Annotated in this window: 21 protein-coding genes; 9 read left to right on the top strand and 12 right to left on the bottom strand. The window is 39.5% G+C overall.

Annotated features, from left to right (window positions below):
* Window positions 1-30 precede the first annotated feature (30 nt).
* Window positions 31-495 (top strand): IPExxxVDY family protein, encoded by a 465-nt coding sequence (locus IAG46_RS09910; RefSeq protein WP_190810197.1) that lies wholly within the window; start codon window positions 31-33, stop codon window positions 493-495.
* 2 nt (window positions 496-497) lie between these two features.
* A complete protein-coding gene (gene pyk, locus IAG46_RS09905) occupies window positions 498-1940 on the top strand; it encodes a pyruvate kinase (RefSeq protein ID WP_190810196.1) in 1443 nt (480 codons plus the stop codon).
* A gap of 18 nt (window positions 1941-1958) precedes the next feature.
* On the opposite strand, the gene IAG46_RS09900 is transcribed toward pyk, so the two are convergent.
* Window positions 1959-2480, bottom strand: a complete 522-nt coding sequence (locus IAG46_RS09900; RefSeq protein WP_190810195.1) for a PAS domain-containing protein — start codon at window positions 2478-2480, stop codon at window positions 1959-1961.
* Between the two features lie 173 nt (window positions 2481-2653).
* On the opposite strand from IAG46_RS09900, the gene IAG46_RS09895 reads away from it, so the two are divergent.
* From IAG46_RS09895 to IAG46_RS09880, 4 genes are all read left to right on the top strand, one after another.
* On the top strand, window positions 2654-3502 hold the full coding sequence (locus IAG46_RS09895) for a helix-turn-helix domain-containing protein (protein WP_190810194.1): 849 nt from the start codon (window positions 2654-2656) through the stop codon (window positions 3500-3502).
* A gap of 90 nt (window positions 3503-3592) precedes the next feature.
* Window positions 3593-3751 carry a hypothetical protein gene (locus tag IAG46_RS09890; protein WP_190810193.1) on the top strand — a complete coding sequence of 53 codons (159 nt, stop codon included), beginning with the start codon at window positions 3593-3595 and terminating at the stop codon, window positions 3749-3751.
* Between the two features lie 32 nt (window positions 3752-3783).
* The gene (locus tag IAG46_RS09885) at window positions 3784-4332 is read left to right on the top strand and encodes a carboxymuconolactone decarboxylase family protein (protein WP_190810192.1); all 549 of its coding nucleotides are present in this window, start codon (window positions 3784-3786) and stop codon (window positions 4330-4332) included.
* Between the two features lie 37 nt (window positions 4333-4369).
* A complete protein-coding gene (locus tag IAG46_RS09880; protein ID WP_190810191.1) occupies window positions 4370-4762 on the top strand; it encodes a plastocyanin/azurin family copper-binding protein in 393 nt (130 codons plus the stop codon).
* 50 nt (window positions 4763-4812) lie between these two features.
* On the opposite strand, the gene IAG46_RS09875 is transcribed toward IAG46_RS09880, so the two are convergent.
* Complete coding sequence (locus IAG46_RS09875; RefSeq protein WP_190810190.1) at window positions 4813-5391, bottom strand: TetR/AcrR family transcriptional regulator; 579 nt, start codon at window positions 5389-5391, stop codon at window positions 4813-4815.
* 140 nt (window positions 5392-5531) lie between these two features.
* Between IAG46_RS09875 and IAG46_RS09870 the strand changes: the two genes are divergently transcribed.
* A complete protein-coding gene (locus IAG46_RS09870) occupies window positions 5532-5981 on the top strand; it encodes a small multi-drug export protein (RefSeq protein ID WP_255512540.1) in 450 nt (149 codons plus the stop codon).
* Window positions 5982-6004: 23 nt separating this feature from the next.
* Here IAG46_RS09870 and dinB read toward each other — a convergent pair whose 3' ends face one another.
* Window positions 6005-7105: a DNA polymerase IV gene (gene dinB / locus IAG46_RS09865; RefSeq protein ID WP_190810189.1), complete on the bottom strand. Its 1101-nt coding sequence runs from the start codon at window positions 7103-7105 to the stop codon at window positions 6005-6007.
* Between the two features lie 27 nt (window positions 7106-7132).
* Between dinB and IAG46_RS09860 the strand changes: the two genes are divergently transcribed.
* Window positions 7133-7606 carry a CYTH domain-containing protein gene (locus IAG46_RS09860; RefSeq protein WP_190810188.1) on the top strand — a complete coding sequence of 158 codons (474 nt, stop codon included), beginning with the start codon at window positions 7133-7135 and terminating at the stop codon, window positions 7604-7606.
* Window positions 7606-8277, top strand: a complete 672-nt coding sequence (locus IAG46_RS09855) for a lysoplasmalogenase (RefSeq protein WP_190810187.1) — start codon at window positions 7606-7608, stop codon at window positions 8275-8277. The genes IAG46_RS09860 and IAG46_RS09855 overlap by 1 nt, the downstream gene beginning before the upstream one ends.
* On the opposite strand, the gene IAG46_RS09850 is transcribed toward IAG46_RS09855, so the two are convergent.
* From IAG46_RS09850 to IAG46_RS09810, 9 genes are all read right to left on the bottom strand, one after another.
* Window positions 8274-9569 carry a Zn-dependent hydrolase gene (locus IAG46_RS09850; RefSeq protein ID WP_190810186.1) on the bottom strand — a complete coding sequence of 432 codons (1296 nt, stop codon included), beginning with the start codon at window positions 9567-9569 and terminating at the stop codon, window positions 8274-8276. The two genes, IAG46_RS09855 and IAG46_RS09850, sit on opposite strands and share 4 nt — an antisense overlap.
* A gap of 112 nt (window positions 9570-9681) precedes the next feature.
* The gene (pheS, locus tag IAG46_RS09845) at window positions 9682-10701 is read right to left on the bottom strand and encodes a phenylalanine--tRNA ligase subunit alpha (RefSeq protein ID WP_190810185.1); all 1020 of its coding nucleotides are present in this window, start codon (window positions 10699-10701) and stop codon (window positions 9682-9684) included.
* Between the two features lie 139 nt (window positions 10702-10840).
* The gene (locus IAG46_RS09840; protein WP_190810184.1) at window positions 10841-12694 is read right to left on the bottom strand and encodes a SulP family inorganic anion transporter; all 1854 of its coding nucleotides are present in this window, start codon (window positions 12692-12694) and stop codon (window positions 10841-10843) included.
* An 18-nt stretch (window positions 12695-12712) separates the two neighbouring features.
* Window positions 12713-13342: a carbonic anhydrase family protein gene (locus IAG46_RS09835; protein ID WP_190810183.1), complete on the bottom strand. Its 630-nt coding sequence runs from the start codon at window positions 13340-13342 to the stop codon at window positions 12713-12715.
* 100 nt (window positions 13343-13442) lie between these two features.
* A complete protein-coding gene (locus IAG46_RS09830) occupies window positions 13443-13754 on the bottom strand; it encodes a hypothetical protein (RefSeq protein WP_190810182.1) in 312 nt (103 codons plus the stop codon).
* 63 nt (window positions 13755-13817) lie between these two features.
* On the bottom strand, window positions 13818-14576 hold the full coding sequence (locus IAG46_RS09825) for a tetratricopeptide repeat protein (RefSeq protein ID WP_190810181.1): 759 nt from the start codon (window positions 14574-14576) through the stop codon (window positions 13818-13820).
* A gap of 2 nt (window positions 14577-14578) precedes the next feature.
* Window positions 14579-16363, bottom strand: a complete 1785-nt coding sequence (locus IAG46_RS09820; protein WP_190810180.1) for a BatD family protein — start codon at window positions 16361-16363, stop codon at window positions 14579-14581.
* Complete coding sequence (locus tag IAG46_RS09815) at window positions 16363-17235, bottom strand: tetratricopeptide repeat protein (protein ID WP_190810179.1); 873 nt, start codon at window positions 17233-17235, stop codon at window positions 16363-16365. Before IAG46_RS09815 ends, IAG46_RS09820 begins: the two co-directional genes overlap by 1 nt.
* Window positions 17228-18274 (bottom strand): VWA domain-containing protein, encoded by a 1047-nt coding sequence (locus tag IAG46_RS09810; protein WP_190810178.1) that lies wholly within the window; start codon window positions 18272-18274, stop codon window positions 17228-17230. The genes IAG46_RS09815 and IAG46_RS09810 overlap by 8 nt, the downstream gene beginning before the upstream one ends.
* Window positions 18275-18277: the final 3 nt, after the last annotated feature.

The following is an 18277-nucleotide window of genomic DNA, read 5'->3' as shown; positions in this document are numbered from 1 at the left end:
AAGAGTATATTTACGGTTCGCTTTTTGCTCATGTTGACAACGCACAAGATATCTGCTGACTTTTATGATGATAATTTTCAGCTCATTGCCATTCATTGTGGTTTGGAAGACTACGCCATGGGATATGCGATTAATTCCATTTGCGAATTACATTTAAAACGCCTGAAAAACGACCTTGAATTAAACCAAAGCCTTTCGTTTTCAATTTTTGAATGGGAAGATGCCCTAAGCGATAACTATTGGACACTCATTGCCAATAAGTGTGCAATTATGGAAATAATGCCCTCCACCGGATTATTCGAAACAAACACTTCCGTAAGAACGGATTATTTGATCAAGGAAAAAAGGGAGGTAGATTATTTTTTGAAAGTGGATGCGGGCTGCGAATTGTCCATTGACCCATATGTAAGGTCAATAAACAAAATACCAAGTGTAGTTACCGCCTATCGGCTTAATGCACAAACTTTAAAATCGAAAAGAAACTTAATCTTTTAGTAATGCCAAGTAGGAAAAAGACCAAAATATTAGCAACATTAGGACCAGCAACAAGTACCAAGGAGGTACTCAGGAAGATGATTGAGGCAGGGGTTGATGTTTTTCGAATTAATTTCTCTCACGCATCACATGATGATGTGGCCAAGAGAATCAAAATAATTAGGGAACTCAATGAAGAAATGGAGGTAAATACATCCATTCTAGCCGACCTGCAAGGTCCAAAATTGAGAGTTGGAGTTATGGGCGGTGAAGCCGTGGTGGCACCTGGTGATGAGATTACTTTTGCCACCGGAGAACCTTTTGAGGGCAGTGCCCAAAGGGTATATATGAACTATTCCAGTTTTCCTAGGGATGTGAAATCAGGAGAGCGTATTTTATTGGATGACGGAAAATTGATTTTTGAAGTTAAGTCAACCAACGGGAAAGACGAGGTTAAGGCTACCGTGATTCAAGGTGGCCCCTTAAAATCAAAAAAAGGAGTAAACCTTCCCAACACAGCTATTTCTTTACCAGCACTTACGGAAAAAGACGTCAAAGATGCCATATTTGCCATTAGTCAAGAAGTAGACTGGATGGCGCTCTCTTTTGTGCGTCACAGCCAAGATCTTATGGACCTTCAGAATCTGATAAGCAAACATACAGAGCATAAGATTCCGATCATTGCAAAAATTGAAAAACCCGAAGCGGTAGATAACATTGATAAAATTGTAGCGTACTGCGATGGGTTGATGGTCGCAAGGGGAGATTTAGGTGTGGAAGTTGCAGCACACGAAGTTCCATTGATTCAAAAACAATTGGTGCTAAGAGCCAAAAAAGCCCGGATACCTGTGATCATCGCTACCCAAATGATGGAGACCATGATTACAAGTTTAACTCCGACCAGGGCAGAGGTAAACGATGTTGCCAATTCTGTAATGGACGGAGCCGATGCGGTAATGCTCTCTGGTGAAACCTCGGTTGGAAATTATCCTGTTCAGGTGATTGAGAAAATGTCAAGTATTTTGGAAAGTGTGGAAGGCTCAAATTTGATCAGTGTTCCGCAAACCCCACCTCATATTCGTACCAAAAGATATATTACAAAGTCCGTTTGTTACCATGCCGCCATTATGGCAAATGAAATTCAAGCTAAGGCAATTTCCACTTTGACAAATAGTGGGTATACCGCTTTTCAAATTTCGGCATGGAGACCAAGCGCCCATATTCTTGTGTTTACTTCAAACAGGAGAATTCTTACCCAGTTGAATCTGTTATGGGGAGTTAAGGCTTTTTATTATGATCGCTACGTTTCCACAGACGAGACCATTGATGATGTTAACCAAATTGCCTGTAAAAAAGGATTTTTGGATGTGGGAGATATGCTAATAAGTTTAGCTGCAATGCCCATTAAAGACAAAGGAATGGTAAACACGCTACGGGTCACTGAAATTGAAACCTGCAATTTCTAACCAGCAGAGGATAAATTGTTAAGCGACCTCTTTTTCAAATGCAATAAAGTTGACCACTTTTCCTTTTTTGTCAAAAATGGGAGAACCTTGTATCCAACATTTATAGGGAGCCCCATTTTTTCTGTAATTGACTAAGACAACTTCAAAAGGCTCACGATTTTTAATAGCCATTGAAACCAACTTTCTGGTTTCTTCGTTGGTTTCTGCTCCCTGAAACATGCTAGGCTTTTTTCCAAGCACTTCTGTAGGGCGATAACCATTCATACCGTACATATTCTGGGAGGCATATACAATGTTGAGATTTGGGTCTGTGACTACCACAACGTGCTCTTTTCTCAAAATTTGATCGCGAATGGAAAGCGCTCCATGCCAATTTTTTTTTGCTGCAAGATGAGTAAGATTTTTAAGATCATGTAAATTTTCACAGACCTTATTAAAGTGACTTGCATGAAAATCGAGGGAGTTGATAGTGAAGCTTTTTATTTCCGAATTTGAATAGAAATTATTGGCGGCCTCATCATAGTATTTTAACTTTTCCATATCCAATACTATAAAAACTATCGAGCTTGATAAAATCTGACCTAAACATTAACAATATTGTTTAAAGATTGGACCATATTAGGTCTTAAACCCGATGTAAGTATCAACAAATTAACTGGACTAATATTGCGAAAACCGTTATTTTTAAAGAAGTAATAAGAAGGATTGGCCCAATGAGATATGAATACAAAGACCCAAAATTAGGATCGATACTTGGCCTAACAGATGATATCAAAAACGATAATCTGCGGTTTACCTCCACAGCGAATACCATTAAATTTCTTTGGAATAGAAATGAGGAACCACTGACTATTATTGTAGATGATTTGGAACTGGAGCTTAGTCCAAATCAGTTGGTCACGGTTACCTACTTACAACATGTTTCCTTTTCCAAAACTCATTTACCTCTTTCGGCCATTCTTTTTAACAGGGAGTTCTATTGTATTTCAGATCATGATAGCGAAGTTTCGTGTAACGGAATTTTGTTTTTTGGAACCCAAGATTTGCCCATTATCTCGGTTCCGGCAGACCAATTAAAAAAATTTAACCTTTGGTTCGATGTTTTTGTGGAAGAATTCTCCACTCCTGATAACATCCAAGGTGATATGTTACAAATGTTGTTGAAACGATTGATTATAATGAGTACCCGTTTGGCTAAAGAGCAGCTCATTGTAAAAACCCTAAAGAATGATCAAATAGATGTGATCAGAAAGTTCAATTATTTGGTGGACATGCATTACAAAACAAAACGAAAAGTGAGTGAGTATGCCGAAATGCTGTTCAAATCGCCCAAAACATTGTCCAATCTTTTTTCCATATACAATCAAAAACCACCCCAACAGGTCATTTTAGAACGACTGGCCTTGGAAGCTAAGCGGCTTATCCATTTTACAGATAAGCAGAATCAAGAAATAGCCTTCGACCTTGGGTTTAACGACCCGGCCCATTTTAGTCGTTTCTTTAAGAAAATGACCCAAATGACACCTTCAGAATACCGTGAAAACACCTTGGAAATTGCCTAAAGGAAATTTGGGCAAGCCATCGGGAAATTCCTGCTAACAATCCCCTTCCGTTCTGCTACATCTTTGCAGTGTAATTAAAACTAGATAAAGATGAAAGCGAAGGAAAAATCAATTTTTAATCTCATCGAGATTTTCAGGACAGTAAAAAAAGCTGCTCCCCAACCCATCATGTCTGAAGCGCATTGCGCTCAAAAACATCACCATGATTTCTACTGTGATGCCGAAAAACCATTTGTAAAGAATTTTTAATCCATATAACAACACATTAAATATTTAGAATTATGAGCACATTCAATGTTCCAAAAAGAGAAGAAGTTAGTGAAGCTAACCAAGCCATATTTGATAACTTGGAAAAAGCAGTTGGTTTTGTTCCCAACCTTTTTGCCACCTATGCACATTCAGAGAATGCATTAGCCAACTATTTGAACCTTTCAAATGCCAAAACTTCATTGAAGACCAAAGAAAAAGAAGCAGTTAATCTTGCGGTAAGTGAAGTAAACGGGTGTTTGTATTGTTTATCTGCACACACTGCAATCAGCAAAATGAATGGTTTTTCAGATGACCAAATCCTGGAACTTAGATCTGGGAGAGCCTCCTTTGACAATAAGTTGGATGCATTGGCAAGATTGTCTAAAAACATTACTGAAAATAGAGGTACAGCTGATGCTGCTGTCGTTGAAAATTTCTTTGCTGCTGGATGGAACAAGGAAAATTTTATTGACACTATAGTTTTAGTGGGTGACAAGACTATCTCTAACTATATAAACAACGCTACGGAAATTCCAGTTGATTTTCCTGTGGCACAACCGCTACAAGCTGTTGAAGCCTAATAAGAATAATTAACACAATAATTTAAATAAGATAAAAATGAAAAAAGTAATTGCAATTTTAGTATTGACCGTTGGAGTAGTATTTTCAGCAAGCGCACAGGACAAAATGATGAAGGATGCGTCGGTAAAAACCGTAGCATTGGAACAGACTTCAGGCGAGTTTACCCAAAAACAAATCACTATTTCCGAAGGAACCTATGTTTTCGATGTTACGAATAATGGTGTCGGACATGATGTTGGTTTTGTATTGGTTAAAAAAGGTCTGGATGTAAGTAAGCCAGAAAACCATATTAAAACCGCTTACGTTACCAAAGCGGTAAAAACTGGCACATCGCAAACTTCTAAGCCTACGAAGTTGGAAAAAGGAGAGTACGTATACTTCTGTCCTTTGAACCCAACATCCACCGACAATACCTTGGTTGTGAAATAAGCAAATAGACTTATATAAAAGAGCTCCTTGGTTTAGGGGGCTCTTTTTGTTTAAACCAATTCCGAATTTGCAAAAAGTGATTGTGCAATGCTCCGCGACATATAGATGGGCCAATCGTTTTTAAAAAGATAGCTCTCTGTAATGGCACTGTCATACAAAAGATAAAGCCCTCCTGAGATTTTTTCAGTCTCCGCTTTTGAGATATTATTGATATTCTCATTGACCACTTCTCCCAAATACAGTAACAACTCCTTCTTTTGACGCTGAATCACTCCCAGAAGTTTTTTTTGTTTAGGAGAAAGCTCTCCCAAGGTCTTTAGCCCCCAACAGCCATGAAAATTTTCATCTCGGTACATATCCCTTAAGAAATCGAAAATAGCCAACAACTGATTCTTCCCTTTCTTTCGTTTCGAAATATAGCTTTTCAAAGAAGTCAAAAAACCTTCATGCCGCTGTGTTAAATAAGCAATACAAATATCCTCTTTGGATTTAAAATGACTGTACAAGGTCGCCTTTGCAATCCCGGATTTGGCAATTATTTCATTGATTCCGGTTGAATTGTAACCATTTGCATAGAAAAGTTTACCAGCGGTACTGACAATTTTTTCGCGAAGTGTAGTTTTTTCCATAGGTTAAAGATAAAAAAGACTGGTCTGTCTAGGTTGTTTTCGGTCAAAACATGCATTCTTTTTCTAATTCTAAGACTTAAAGGTCTTTTTAACAGTGGGCGATGCTGTTTTCATGTAGTTTTGCAAACTAAAAAATTGCACTGTTGGACTTATTGACTTCTATACTTTGGAGTTTATCCCCTTTTGGCGAGGCCAAGGTGGGCATACCCTATGGTATCATGAAAGGCCTTAATAGCTACGTGGTTTTTGTTGCTTGTTTTTTGGCTAATGTTGCGGTCTTTCCGTTGATGATGTTTTTTCTTGAATATATTAACCGTCATTTTATAAAATGGCGATTTTATAAAAAATCGGCAATATTTATTGCCAAACGAGCTAAAACAGGTTCAGGAAAGAAAATTGAAAAATTTGGTTTTTTCGGCCTAATGTTTTTTGTGATGATTCCTTTACCAGGAACAGGAGTGTATGCCGGCAGTATCGCTGCTTACTTATTCGGAATTGAAAAACAGAAGGCTTTTTGGGCCAATACCATAGGCATTTTTATCTCATCGGTTTTCGTATGGACCGTCTCCATTTCGATGAACAAAATGTAGTGGAAATACTGAACAAGTACTTTTTAAAAATCAAATCGTAACTGAACCAATACGGTTTCATCCTGTTGTTTCTCTTCTTTTTTCTCGGTGTTGAGGTTGGCTAAGGAAATGCCCAAAAGACGGACCGAATTTTCCAAAGACGATTGATACAACAACTCTTTGGCTGTTTCCAAGATCAATTCTTGGTCGGCGATATAATAAGGAAGTGTTTTGCTCCGTGTCTGCAAGGTAAAGTCACTATACTTGATTTTTAGGGTGATGGTTTTCCCTGCAATTTTGGATTTTTTCAACCTTCTTTCAAGCTCACTGGCGATGTTTTCCAGTTTTTCAAGCATAAAGACCTCACTGCTCAAGTTTTCCAAAAAAGTACGTTCAGCACCAACAGATTTAGGAGTACGATGCGGTTTTACTTCACTATTATGGATTCCACGAACAACATCATAGTAGTATTTTCCACTTTTACCAAAGTGACCATCAAGGAATTCTGTGGTTTTTTGCTTCAAATCGTTTCCTGTAAAAATGCCCAGCTTGTACATTTTTTCTGCAGTTACCTTTCCGACCCCGTAAAATTTTCGGATATCGAGGTTCTCTAAAAACGCGATAACTTCTTCAGGGTTGACCGTTTTTTGACCATTGGGTTTGTTGTAATCACTAGCTACTTTGGCAATAAATTTATTTATTGAGATACCTGCGGATGCAGTTAAACCAGTTACATCCAATATTTTTTGACGAATTTCTTTGGCAATGAGGGTGGCGGATGGATTTCCTTTTTTGTTTTCTGTCACATCCAAATACGCCTCGTCCAAAGAAAGCGGTTCAACAAGGTCTGTATACTCAAAAAAGATGCGTCGCACTTGTTGTGACACCTCTTTGTAACGGTCAAATCTGGGTTTTACAAAAATGAGTTCAGGGCAATTCTTTTTGGCAATATAACCCGCCATGGCACTTCGCACTCCAAATTTTCGTGCTTCATAGCTAGCTGCGGAAACTACCCCACGTTTTGAACCTCCGCCAACTGCAAGGGGTTTCCCTTGCAACTCAGGATTGTCGTGCTGCTCAACAGATGCATAAAAAGCATCCATGTCAACATGAATGATTTTTCGTAAAGGAAAATCAAAGTCCATATTCAAATTTAGGGTATATTTAGTTTGATGGAACACTTGGAAATTGAACGAAAGTTTTTGGTTAGGACAGAAGCGTATAAGGAAGAGGCACGCTCACAAACCCGGATTGTTCAAGGGTTTTTAAATACCCATCCTGAACGAACGGTGAGAGTTCGAATTAAAGGAGACAAAGCATTTTTGACCATTAAAGGGATGAGCAATAAATCTGGGACCACACGGTTTGAATGGGAAACAGAAATCACCACGGCAGAAGCAGTGAATCTAATAGATCTTTGCGAGGCAGTAATTTTAGAAAAAATCAGATATGAGGTGCCAAATGGTGATCATATGTATGAAGTAGATGAGTTTTTAGGTGAGAACCAAGGCCTAATTATTGCTGAAATTGAGCTGAACCATGAAGATGAGATTTTCGGGAAACCTAAATGGTTGGGCAAAGAAGTCACGGGGGACATTAAGTATTACAACTCCCAGCTAAGCAAAAACCCATTTAAAGAGTGGTAATGGAAAAAGCGAGGTCAAGAAAGGCAATAAATATATTGAGCTTGATTTCTGCCGTAGCTGCAATGCTTTTCGATTTTTTCGACAATACACTGCTCTTTTCCATCTTCAAACCCTTGACCACGATCTTAATTCTGTCCCTTTTGTTTTTTGTGCAAAATGAACAATTGTCCAAGTTTAGGAACATCATAATTGCCGCATTGGTTTTCTGTTTGATAGGGGACGTATTCCTTTTAAAAGAAGAGTATTTTGTTTTTGGTCTAGGAGCATTTTTAATTGGCCATGTATTGTTCGCTACAGGATTTATAAATCTTGAAGGATTTAATTTTCATTGGATATCGTTCTTGATTCTGGCAGGAATAGGAGGGGGATTGTTTATTTGGCTTCAGCCTGATCTGGGCTCTTTTGCACTCCCTGTTGGAATCTACGTTATCGTTATCATTTTTATGGCTTGGCAAGGTATGAGTCTAAACTTCCACAATCCCAATAAAGTCTACAGGTTGATTGGAGCAGCAGTTTTATTGTTTATGTTTTCGGACACCATGATTGCCATCAACAAATTTAAATTCCCTGTTAAATTTTCGGGATTACTGATTTTGAGCACCTATTGGTTGAGCATTTCCTTGATTGCGAATGCTGCCTATTTCATTTTGGATAGAAGAAAAAGTGTTTAATCCAATTTTTTGTCCAGAGCTAAAAGTGTTTGAAGCAATACATTGGCACCATTGGCCATGTCTTTGGCAGAGGTGAATTCTTTTGGTGAATGACTAATGCCCCCTTTACTTGGAACAAAAATCATCCCGGTTGGAGCAATGGTAGCCATGTCTTGGGCATCATGACCGGCTCCACTCGGCATATATTTATGAGTTAGTTTCAGTTTAGTTGCCGAGGTTTCAATTTCTTTTTGAATAGCCATATCCGTCAATGCCGGAGCAGCGGTAGTATCCAAAGGTCTGAACTCAATTGTAATGTTGGATTGTGCGGCTATTTCTTCTCCCTTGGTTTTAATGGCTTGAAACACATTTTCTATAACTGCAGAGGAAAGGTCGCGAATTTCCAAACTTGTTACCACCTTGCCTGGAATAACATTTGGAGCACCAGGTGCAGCCTTGATCCGACCAACGGTTCCAACCTGGGAACCTTCAAAACTATTGGTAACCTCATTAACCGCTACTATGAACTTGGCGGCTGCCAATAATGCATCTTGTCGTACATTCATTGGGGTGGTACCTGCATGATTTGCAAAGCCTGTAAAAACGACATCCCACCATTTAAGCCCCACAATACCTTCTACGATGCCAATATTGAGATTTTCCTTTTCAAGGATTCCGCCTTGCTCAATATGTAGCTCCAAAAAGGCGGCCATATCCCCTTTTTTTCTATGTACATCTGCTATTCTGGTGGTGTCACCTCCCAATCGCATAATTCCTTCACCCATTGAAAATCCTGTTGAATTTACAACTTCCAATGCACCTTTTCCTAAGTGACCTGACATGGCGCGACTGCCCATTACCCCGCCTTCTTCGTTGGAAAAGATAATAACCTCCAAAGGATGCTTGGTGTTTATTTTGTTCTCGTTTAAGGTTTCAATGACTTCCAATGCCGCCATGGAGCCAACACATCCGTCATAATTGCCACCGTTGGGAACCCGATCTATATGAGAACCAAAAGAAATGGGTTTAAGCCCAGACTTTATTCCCTTTCTGAAGGCGACAATATTTCCCGCAAAGTCAATGGACACCTCTAAGCCTTGCTTTTCCAAAGTTTCAATAACCCATTTCCGAGCTTTGACATCAGCTTCGCTAAAAGCCACTCTTTCTGTTTCGCCATTTGTTTGAAGACCAAATTTTGCGAGTTCAAAAATGCGATTTTCAAGTCGATCTTGATTGACTTTGGTAATTGGCTTTTGGGAATGGATAAAGCTTGCTCCTAAACAAACGAGCCAGATAGTTAAGCGATGGGTCATAAAAACAGTTTTAAAAAAGTTTGGTGATTGACCTAAATATAACCAGAAAAGAAATAACCAAGCAGAGCTTGAGATCCTTTAATTATTTGTCAATAAACAAGGAAAGCAATGCTTATAGTGTGGATTTAAACTGTTCCAAAAACCGTACATCGTTTTCACTTAACAATCGGATATCCGAAATTTGGTGCAATAACAATGCAATGCGGTCAATACCCATTCCAAATGCAAATCCGGAATATTCTTCGGGGTCGATATCGCAATTTTTCAAAACATTGGGGTCCACCATTCCGCAGCCCATGATCTCCAACCACCCCGTACCTTTGGTCATACGGTAATCGGCTTCGGTTTCCAATCCCCAATACACATCAACCTCTGCACTTGGTTCAGTAAAAGGAAAATAAGATGGACGCAGCCTGATTTTTGACCTGCCGAACATTTGCGAGGTGAAATATTGAAGTGTTTGCTTAAGATCGGCAAAAGAGACATCCTTATCTACATAAAGGCCCTCAACCTGATGGAAAAAACAATGTGATCGGGCAGAAATAGCTTCGTTCCGGTACACCCTTCCCGGAGAGATGGTTCGAATAGGAGGTTTGTTTTCTTCCATATAGCGCACTTGAACCGATGAGGTATGCGTGCGTAAAAGAATATCTGGGTCGGTTTGTATAAAAAAGGTGTCCTGCATATCCCTGGCCGGATGGTATTCGGGTAAGTTCAATGCTGTAAAGTTGTGCCAATCATCCTCTATTTCTGGTCCTTCGGACACATTAAACCCAATACGGGAAAAAATATCGACAATCTGATTCTTTACAATGGAAATGGGATGCCTTGCTCCAAGTGCAATGGGTTCTCCGGGACGTGTTAAGTCTCCATACTTCCCTTTCAGATCAGCTTGGTTTTCCAGCGAAGCCTTAAGCGTATTTACTTTTTCAGTTGCAGCTCCCTTGAGTTGGTTGATGACTTGACCAAATTCTTTCTTCTGTTCGTTAGGAACATTTTTGAACTCGGCAAAAAAGGAATTCAAAAGCCCTTTTTTCCCCAAATACTTTATTCGGAAAGTCTCGATTTCCTCTTTTGAGGTTGAAACAAACTTTTCAACTTCTGCCAGGTGTTCTTTTATGGTCTCGATCATGGTCGGCTGCGCTATTGGCCGACAAATTTAGCAAATTGTGTTTGAATACGGGCAATGATTGAATTTACCTATCGCAACCAAAAATAAAGATGCCGTGCATCGCATGACTTGCAATGCACGGCATCCAATGTAAAAGTCTTTAGTCCGAATCTTGTATATTGGCTGTGATTCGATCCATACAGGGTCGAAATTTCTCGAAAATATCTTCCCTTGGAATGAGGTCGGGGATGATATCGATTCTTTCCATCATGTATTTGGGTTGATCTAAAACACCTACTAGCAATACTTTGACATTCTTTTTATTCAAATCCTGTAAAACATCTTCCATGGCATAAAGACCTGATTGATCCATATACTGCATCCGGTCCATTCGAATGACCACAGTAGAAGCGGTAATGGGAATTTGTTCTGCCAATTGTTGAAAATCACTTGTTGAACCAAAAAATAGAGGGCCTTTGATGTGTTTGATGAACACTTCCTCCCTAAGTTTTGCTGGAAAGTTTTTCTCATCGGCCCAGGGCTGCTCTTTTAATGGTTTCACATTGGATCTAGTTGCAGTAAGGTCACCTATTTTTTTCATGAACATTAAAGATGCGATTACCAAACCAATACCTACAGCATAAACAAGATTCCAAATGGAGGATAGTACCAAAACCGTTAGCATTATGATTACTTCCGAACTTAACTTTATTGGACCAAACTTAATGTCTTTTGGCAAAAACGGGATGGCCTTTAGGCCTTTGTAATCCATTACACCTATACCCACAGTGACCAAGATACCGGCCAAAACGGCGGCTGGAATCTGTGAAGCAATTGGTCCGAGCGCTAAGAGTATTACGAGTAAAAGTATACCTGCCACCATACCGGATAAACGCGTCTTACCCCCAGAATTGATATTCACCACAGTTCTAATTGTGGCACCGGCTCCTGGAATTCCTCCAAATACTGCAGCAATACTATTACCTATACCTTGACCGACCAATTCTTTGTTTGGTTTATGTTTGGTCTGCGTCATATTATCGGCAACTACAGAAGTCAGTAATGAATCTATGGCTCCTAAGAGCGATAATGTTAAGGCTGTGAAAATATACGGGGTAATTGCTGAGAAACTAAACTCTGTAAAGATTTCAAGTTGTGGAATCGGCAGCCCTTCAGGGATTTTTTCGATTGGTCGATAGCCCAAATCAAATCCAACAGCTACTCCGGAAACCACGATTAAAGCTACAAGGGTACTGGGTATAGATGTAGTTATCCTTTTAAAGCCATAAATAATGACGATTGTTGCAATAGCAAGGGCCAATTCCAGCCAATTGATATTCTGTAGTGCACGAGGAAGAACTTTGATAGTTCCAAGAACCCCGGAGGCATCACTTGAAGCGAGAGTTTTGGCTTCTTTTTGCATGTCCTCAAGAGTAATTTTATTAGCTCTTCTAATGGTTTCCTCAAAGTCTTCCAAGACCAGGATTCCTTCTCCAGCTTCTTCTTTTAGGATGTTTTCCAGAATCTCTTCTTCGGCTGCCGCCTTAAACTGGCTTACGTATTCGGCATCTTCTTTGGGATAATAGCCAACAGCGGGCAATATTTGCGTCACCAAAATAATGACCCCGATTGCCGTCATAAATCCGGAGACCACCGGATAGGGAATATATTTAATGTATTTTCCAAGACCTATGAGACCAAGACCGATTTGCATTAATCCGGCCAAGAGAAATACCGCTAAAATTATCGGAAGTGCTTTGGCAATATCTCCATCATGAACTGCCAAAATACCGGCTATGATAACCATACTTACGGCTGTCATAGGTGCGGTAGGCCCTGAAATCTGGGTGTTGGTCCCTCCAAAAAGCGCAGCAAAAAAACTAATGAAAATTGCGCCATAGAGCCCAGCACTTGGACCCAAACCTGAACTTACCCCAAAGGCAAGGGCCAAAGGCAATGCAACGATACCTGCTGTAATTCCTCCAAATAAATCTCCTCTAAAATGTTTGAACATAATAACTTATTTGAATAATTAAATTAAGGTTACTGCTCCGGTTGAAAGAGCGTATACCCCTCCTGCAATTTTTATTTCACCGTTATCTTCCATTTCCTTAAGAATTGGACTTTTCTCCCGAATACGATCTATGGTCAATCTTACGTTATTCTCGACCGTTTGGGCCACAAATTTGGCGTTTGAGGAATTGGCCTCGCCCTCCACTTGCTCCGCGGATAGCTTAACGGCTGGCAAAATATTACCAAGCATTGAAGTAATGTTACCTAGTTCTACACCATCGCAGGCTGCTTTAACAGCTCCACATGCCTCATGTCCTAGAACAAGAACCAGCTTACTTCCTGCAGCCTTACAGGAGTACTCCAAACTTCCCAAGATATCGGTGTTTTCAAAGTTTCCTGCTACACGAGCCACGAAAACATCTCCAATTCCTTGATCAAATACGGTTTCAACCGGCACACGAGAGTCTATACAAGATAGAACTACGGCTTTAGGGAATTGTCCGGTTACAGTACTTTCACGCTGTGCCTGATATCCTCTTGTTTCCATATTGCTAGCAGTGAATCTGCTATTCCCACTCATCAAATCTTCAAGTACGGAGTCTGGGGTTAATGAAGATTGTGTGGCTTTATCCAATGTTTTTGTGATCATAATATTTTAAGTTTTGCATACTTGTACAGTACGCTAGTTGAATTGTTTGAAATAATAATATGAGAAGCGTCCTTTGAATTTAATGGACTTGGTACTATAATCAGATTAAGAATAGCTCTGGAGGAGGCAACAATATATCTTCCTTAAAATCTGAATTTAACAGAAGATATCCCGTAATTTCCAGACCATTTTTTTGTTGAGCAAGATTATTAGGAAAAGGCATTGAGGTCATAAATAAATCCTTTTCATCAAATTTTATTTCAGACTCTTTCTCGGTATTGTTTTCTTCTTCACCTGTATCAGCCAGAATGGCAATATTACAATCTCCATCCATTAAGGGAGCCAGTGATGGAGCCAATATTGAAAATATCAGCAACAAAGCAATAAATGGGAAGGCAATAGTTTTTAGCAAGTTGTTGTTTTAAGCAAAAAAACAAAAATAAGCGCAGAACAAAGAATTAGTGTTAAAGAACTTCTAAAAATCCTTTAATGGCATAAGATTATCATCGAGGATCCATCCGGTCTGCCCGTCTGCGATTCTAATTTTGTTCCAATCGTTGAAGTGTTCCAAAACATTCACCTTGGTCCCTTCATGTAATGTAAACACAGCTTCACTATTGGTATTGGGTTCTGAAGTGACTTTTACTTCTTTGCTAAAAATAATGGCAGGGTTGTCATTTTTGAAATCCTGGTATTGCAAATAGGCCAATAATACACATACAACACCTAAAATCAATGAGAAAATGCCAGTTATGAAAGCTATGCGTTTATGCGTGGCAAAGCGTAAAAAGAAATAGGCGAGATAGGCCAATACGAACAAAATGGTCAATGAAACGGCCAAATAAGACCATTGGTCAAACGATAAAAAGTTGACCAAACTTTCATAAGCTTGTGCAATTTCGGTCTTGGGCATTTCCTCAACGGCGTCCAAACGCATATTTTGCGCATAACTCAAGTTATTCATTATTTCGCTATCGTTTGGTTTAAGAAGCAGTGCTTTTTCATAATAGAAAATACTGGGGCCAATTGCATTTAACTTGTAGTGACAATTTCCCAAATTGAAATACAACTCGGCAGAATGCTCTCCATTCTCAAGAATTCGTTCATAGCTTTCTACGGCTTTGGAATATTCACCTTTGTTGTATTGTTCGGTAGCCCGATTAAAGAGCGCTGTATTTTGTGCCATTCCAATATAGAATGAGAAAAAACAAACCAGAAGGACTAATTTTCTCATATTCATAATTGCTTGTCCATTTTGGAGATTACTTCACTGGCCTTTTCATAATCATTTTGCATTTTTACATCTGAAAATGGGCTGTAACGTGCCATTTCACAACTTTTCAGCAAGCTTATAAAGCCTTCCACATATTGCGAGTCGACATTCTTTTGAGCGAGGATATCAGTAATTTTTTCCTTGCTGAATTCCGAGGTTTCGATCTTCAATTTAGCCTTAAGGTAATTGTGCAGGCCTTTTTCCAAGGCCACATAAAAGGCTTCTTTATTTCCAAGCTCTTTCTTTGCGGTGGAAAGATATTTTTTAGCAAGCTTGTTGGCCCTTTTTATTTTATTGCCCACAACATCACTTGCAATGGCCTCCCTTTTCTTAAAAGAGAAGATTGCGATCGGAATCAGTAGTAATGGTGCAAAAAGCAATAGGTAAAACTTGTTCGATCTAAAGAAATAACGGGTTCCAATCTTGGTAAGGTTTGGCCTGATCTTTATAAAATGGAATTGTTTTCCGGTCGGGACCACAAATTGCTTATTGGTATTGGAAACTACACTATTGTCTGAAGAAGACCCAACTGGACCTTCCAAAACCTCAATGTTTATTTCATCAGAGTTTAGTGTTACATATTTTTTGCTCTTTGGATTGAAATAGCTAAAAGAAATACTGGGGATTGGGTATTTTCCACGGTATGCAGGGACAATGGTGTAATGGTTTGCAACCTTCCCTTCCATTCCTGTACTAAGGGTTCGCACTTTTTCATCGTATTCAGGTTCATATACTTCTAGAGCACTGGGCAATTCGGGTTCAGGAAGTTGAAAGAGTTTAAGGTTTCCTTTTCCTTTCACCTCTACCTTGGCCTGCAATGATTCGGAGGCGTTCAAATGTTTTTTACTTGCAGATACCGAGAACTCAAAATTTCCGACCGCACCACCAAAATTGACCGGTTTACCAGCTTCAGGTAAGGCCTTTACTTTTAGAGTTCTTCTTCCGGCGGAAACCGTTTTACTTGCCTGTTTGTATATTCGTCCTCCAAAAAAGTCGCGTCGATTTGTGGGAACATCAACAAAAATTTCCAGAGATAGTGGTTCAATTTCCAGATTTCCAGATTTTTGAGGATAGAGCACAACCCTTTTTAATACCACGTAGCGATAGGGCTTTCCTTGGTAGGTGCCATTTTGGGCCGTATGTTTGGTTACGGGAATATCTTGACTCCAAAAATTGTTGTATTTGGGATTGTCCAGAGGACGATAATTGGTTACACTAATATTTGGACTTACATATAGTTTGTAAATCACGGTTACCGCTTCGTTTAGGTAAGGATTGGACTTGGAAACTTCTGCAACTAGATGTAGGCTCTCATCTGCAACATCGTCAACTGTTTTGGAATCATTGGGTTTATCCACTGCGGCTGTTACCTCAACGATTTTTGGCAAGGTTTTGTACGTTTCACCATCAATTTCAATGGTTGCCTGCTTAATGCTGTACTTCCCCCTGGCTGTGGGTACAAGTATATACGAGTACGACTTTGAAAAGCTTCGCTTTCCATTTAGCCATGATGAACTAATAGATTGAGATGGCCCCATGACCACTTTAAAACCTTTAAAGGGAGGTGGGTAAAAATTATCCCCATCCTTGTTCATTGTAAATTCTACTCGAAGGCGTTCATTGATACCCAGCTTTTCTTTGCTAAGTTTCATTTCAAAGGAAACTTCTCCATCTTGCGCATGGGAATAGAACCCCACCAAAAGGAAGGTCTGAAAGAGTACCAATATTTTGCCCCACGACTTTTGCATCACCAATCTTTCTCGTTTTTGACTTTTTTACCCCGAACTTTTCTAGCTTCCATTTTCTCCTGCACTTTCTTTTCCTCGTTTTGCATTGCTTCTAACAAGTTTTGAATTTGCTGTTTGGAAAGCTGGTTAGGTCTTGGTTGTTGCTTTTGATCTTCAGGTTGATCGCCTTCTTTGGGCTTTTTTTCTTGTTCTTTCTTTTTATCTCCGTCACCTTCTTTATTTTCTTCAGGCTTATTTTCCCCATTGTCTCCTTCATCTCCCTTATCCTTGTTCTCATCTTCATTTTGCTCTCCTTCGTTCTCCTTTTTGTTATCGCCCTCGTTATTTTGATCCTGGTTCTTATCCTTTTGATCCTGATTGTCTTTATTATCTTGGTTTTGGTCGTTTTTCTGTTCGTCCTGCTGTTTTTCCAGCATTTTTTTGGCCAATGCCAAATTGTATCGGGTCTCATCATCATTAGGATTGTTCCGCAGTGCTTGTTTATAAGCATCAACTGCTTGCTGATAATCCTTCTTTTTCATGAGAACATTGCCCAAATTATGATAGGCTTTATGTTTTTCGGGTTTTTTCTCACTTTTCTCACCTGTTTGCTTAAACCGGCCAAAGGCCTCACCATAACTCTCCCTGTTGTAATAGGCCGTACCTAGATTGAAGGGAGCAACGGTATTTTCACTACTTTTTGATATGGCTCTTCTGTAATCAGATTCAGCTGTGGGAAAATCGTTGGTAGTAAGTTCCTTGTTGGCCTCCCAAGTAAGGTCGGTAGAGTTCCTTAGCGCCTTCTGTGCTTCCTTGGCGGCTGTATCATCTTGTGCGTGTACAACTATTCCAAAGAAAATTAGCAAGGCAAATACCAATCTAATCTTACGCATCGTCATATTCATTAAAAAGATTTAGCTTTTTCAACCATTGTGTTTTTCTATCCATAAGGAAAACATCCAAAAATAAAAATAAAAGGCCTATGCCCAAGAACCACTGGAATTGGTCTTTGTATTCAGCAAATTGCTTGGCCTCAAACTCTTTTTTGTCCATCTGGTTCAATTGCTCTTTGATGTACTCAACGGCCTTTTCAGTGTTGGTTCCATCAATATATTCTCCGTTGCCTTCACTGGCAATATCGGACAATATCGTTTCATTGAGACGTGTGATCACCACTTCCCCCTGATTGTCTTTTTTCAAACTTTCGACCACCCCATTTCTTTTTATCGGAATGGGTGAGCCCTTGGTTTTACCTACGCCAATTGTAAATACTCTAATACCATTTTGTGTGGCATACTCAACGGCATCGATTGTCGAACTTTCTGAATGGTCCTCACCATCGGATACAATAAATAATACCCTATTGGTCTGCTCATCATCATCATAATAGGTACTGGCAAGATCAATGGCGGCATTGATCGCCGTTCCTTGCGAAGACAGCATATTGGTGTTCATGCTCTGCAAAAACATCTTGGCAGCTCCGTAATCTGTTGTAATGGGCAACTGGGGATAAGCTTGACCCGCATAGGCAATAATTCCAATTCTGTCACTGGTCAATTGGTTGATAATCTCTGAAACCAATCTTTTTGCTTTTTCCAAGCGGTTTGGGGCTATGTCCTCGGCCAACATACTTTTTGAAACGTCGACAGCGAATACAATATCGACCCCTTCGCGTTTAACTGTTTCCAGTTTTGTGCCGATTTTCGGATTGACCAATCCCAAGATTAAAAAAGTGAGCCCCAACAAAAGAAAAATCAACTTTAAAGCTGGTTTGAATATGGATTTGTTTGGAGCTAATCTTCGAAGCAATTTGGCATCGGCAAATTGTCGCTGTGTCTTTTTTTTCCAAACTTGAAGAAAGAAAAAAGCCAGGGCCATTACCGGGATGATGGCCAAAAGATAGAAATATGCTTTTTCGTCAAGCTGAATCATAGA

This window comes from Flagellimonas sp. S3867, from assembly GCF_014698935.1.
Classification (GTDB): Bacteria; Bacteroidota; Bacteroidia; order Flavobacteriales; family Flavobacteriaceae; genus Flagellimonas.
This window is presented reverse-complemented; position numbering and strand designations above follow the sequence as displayed.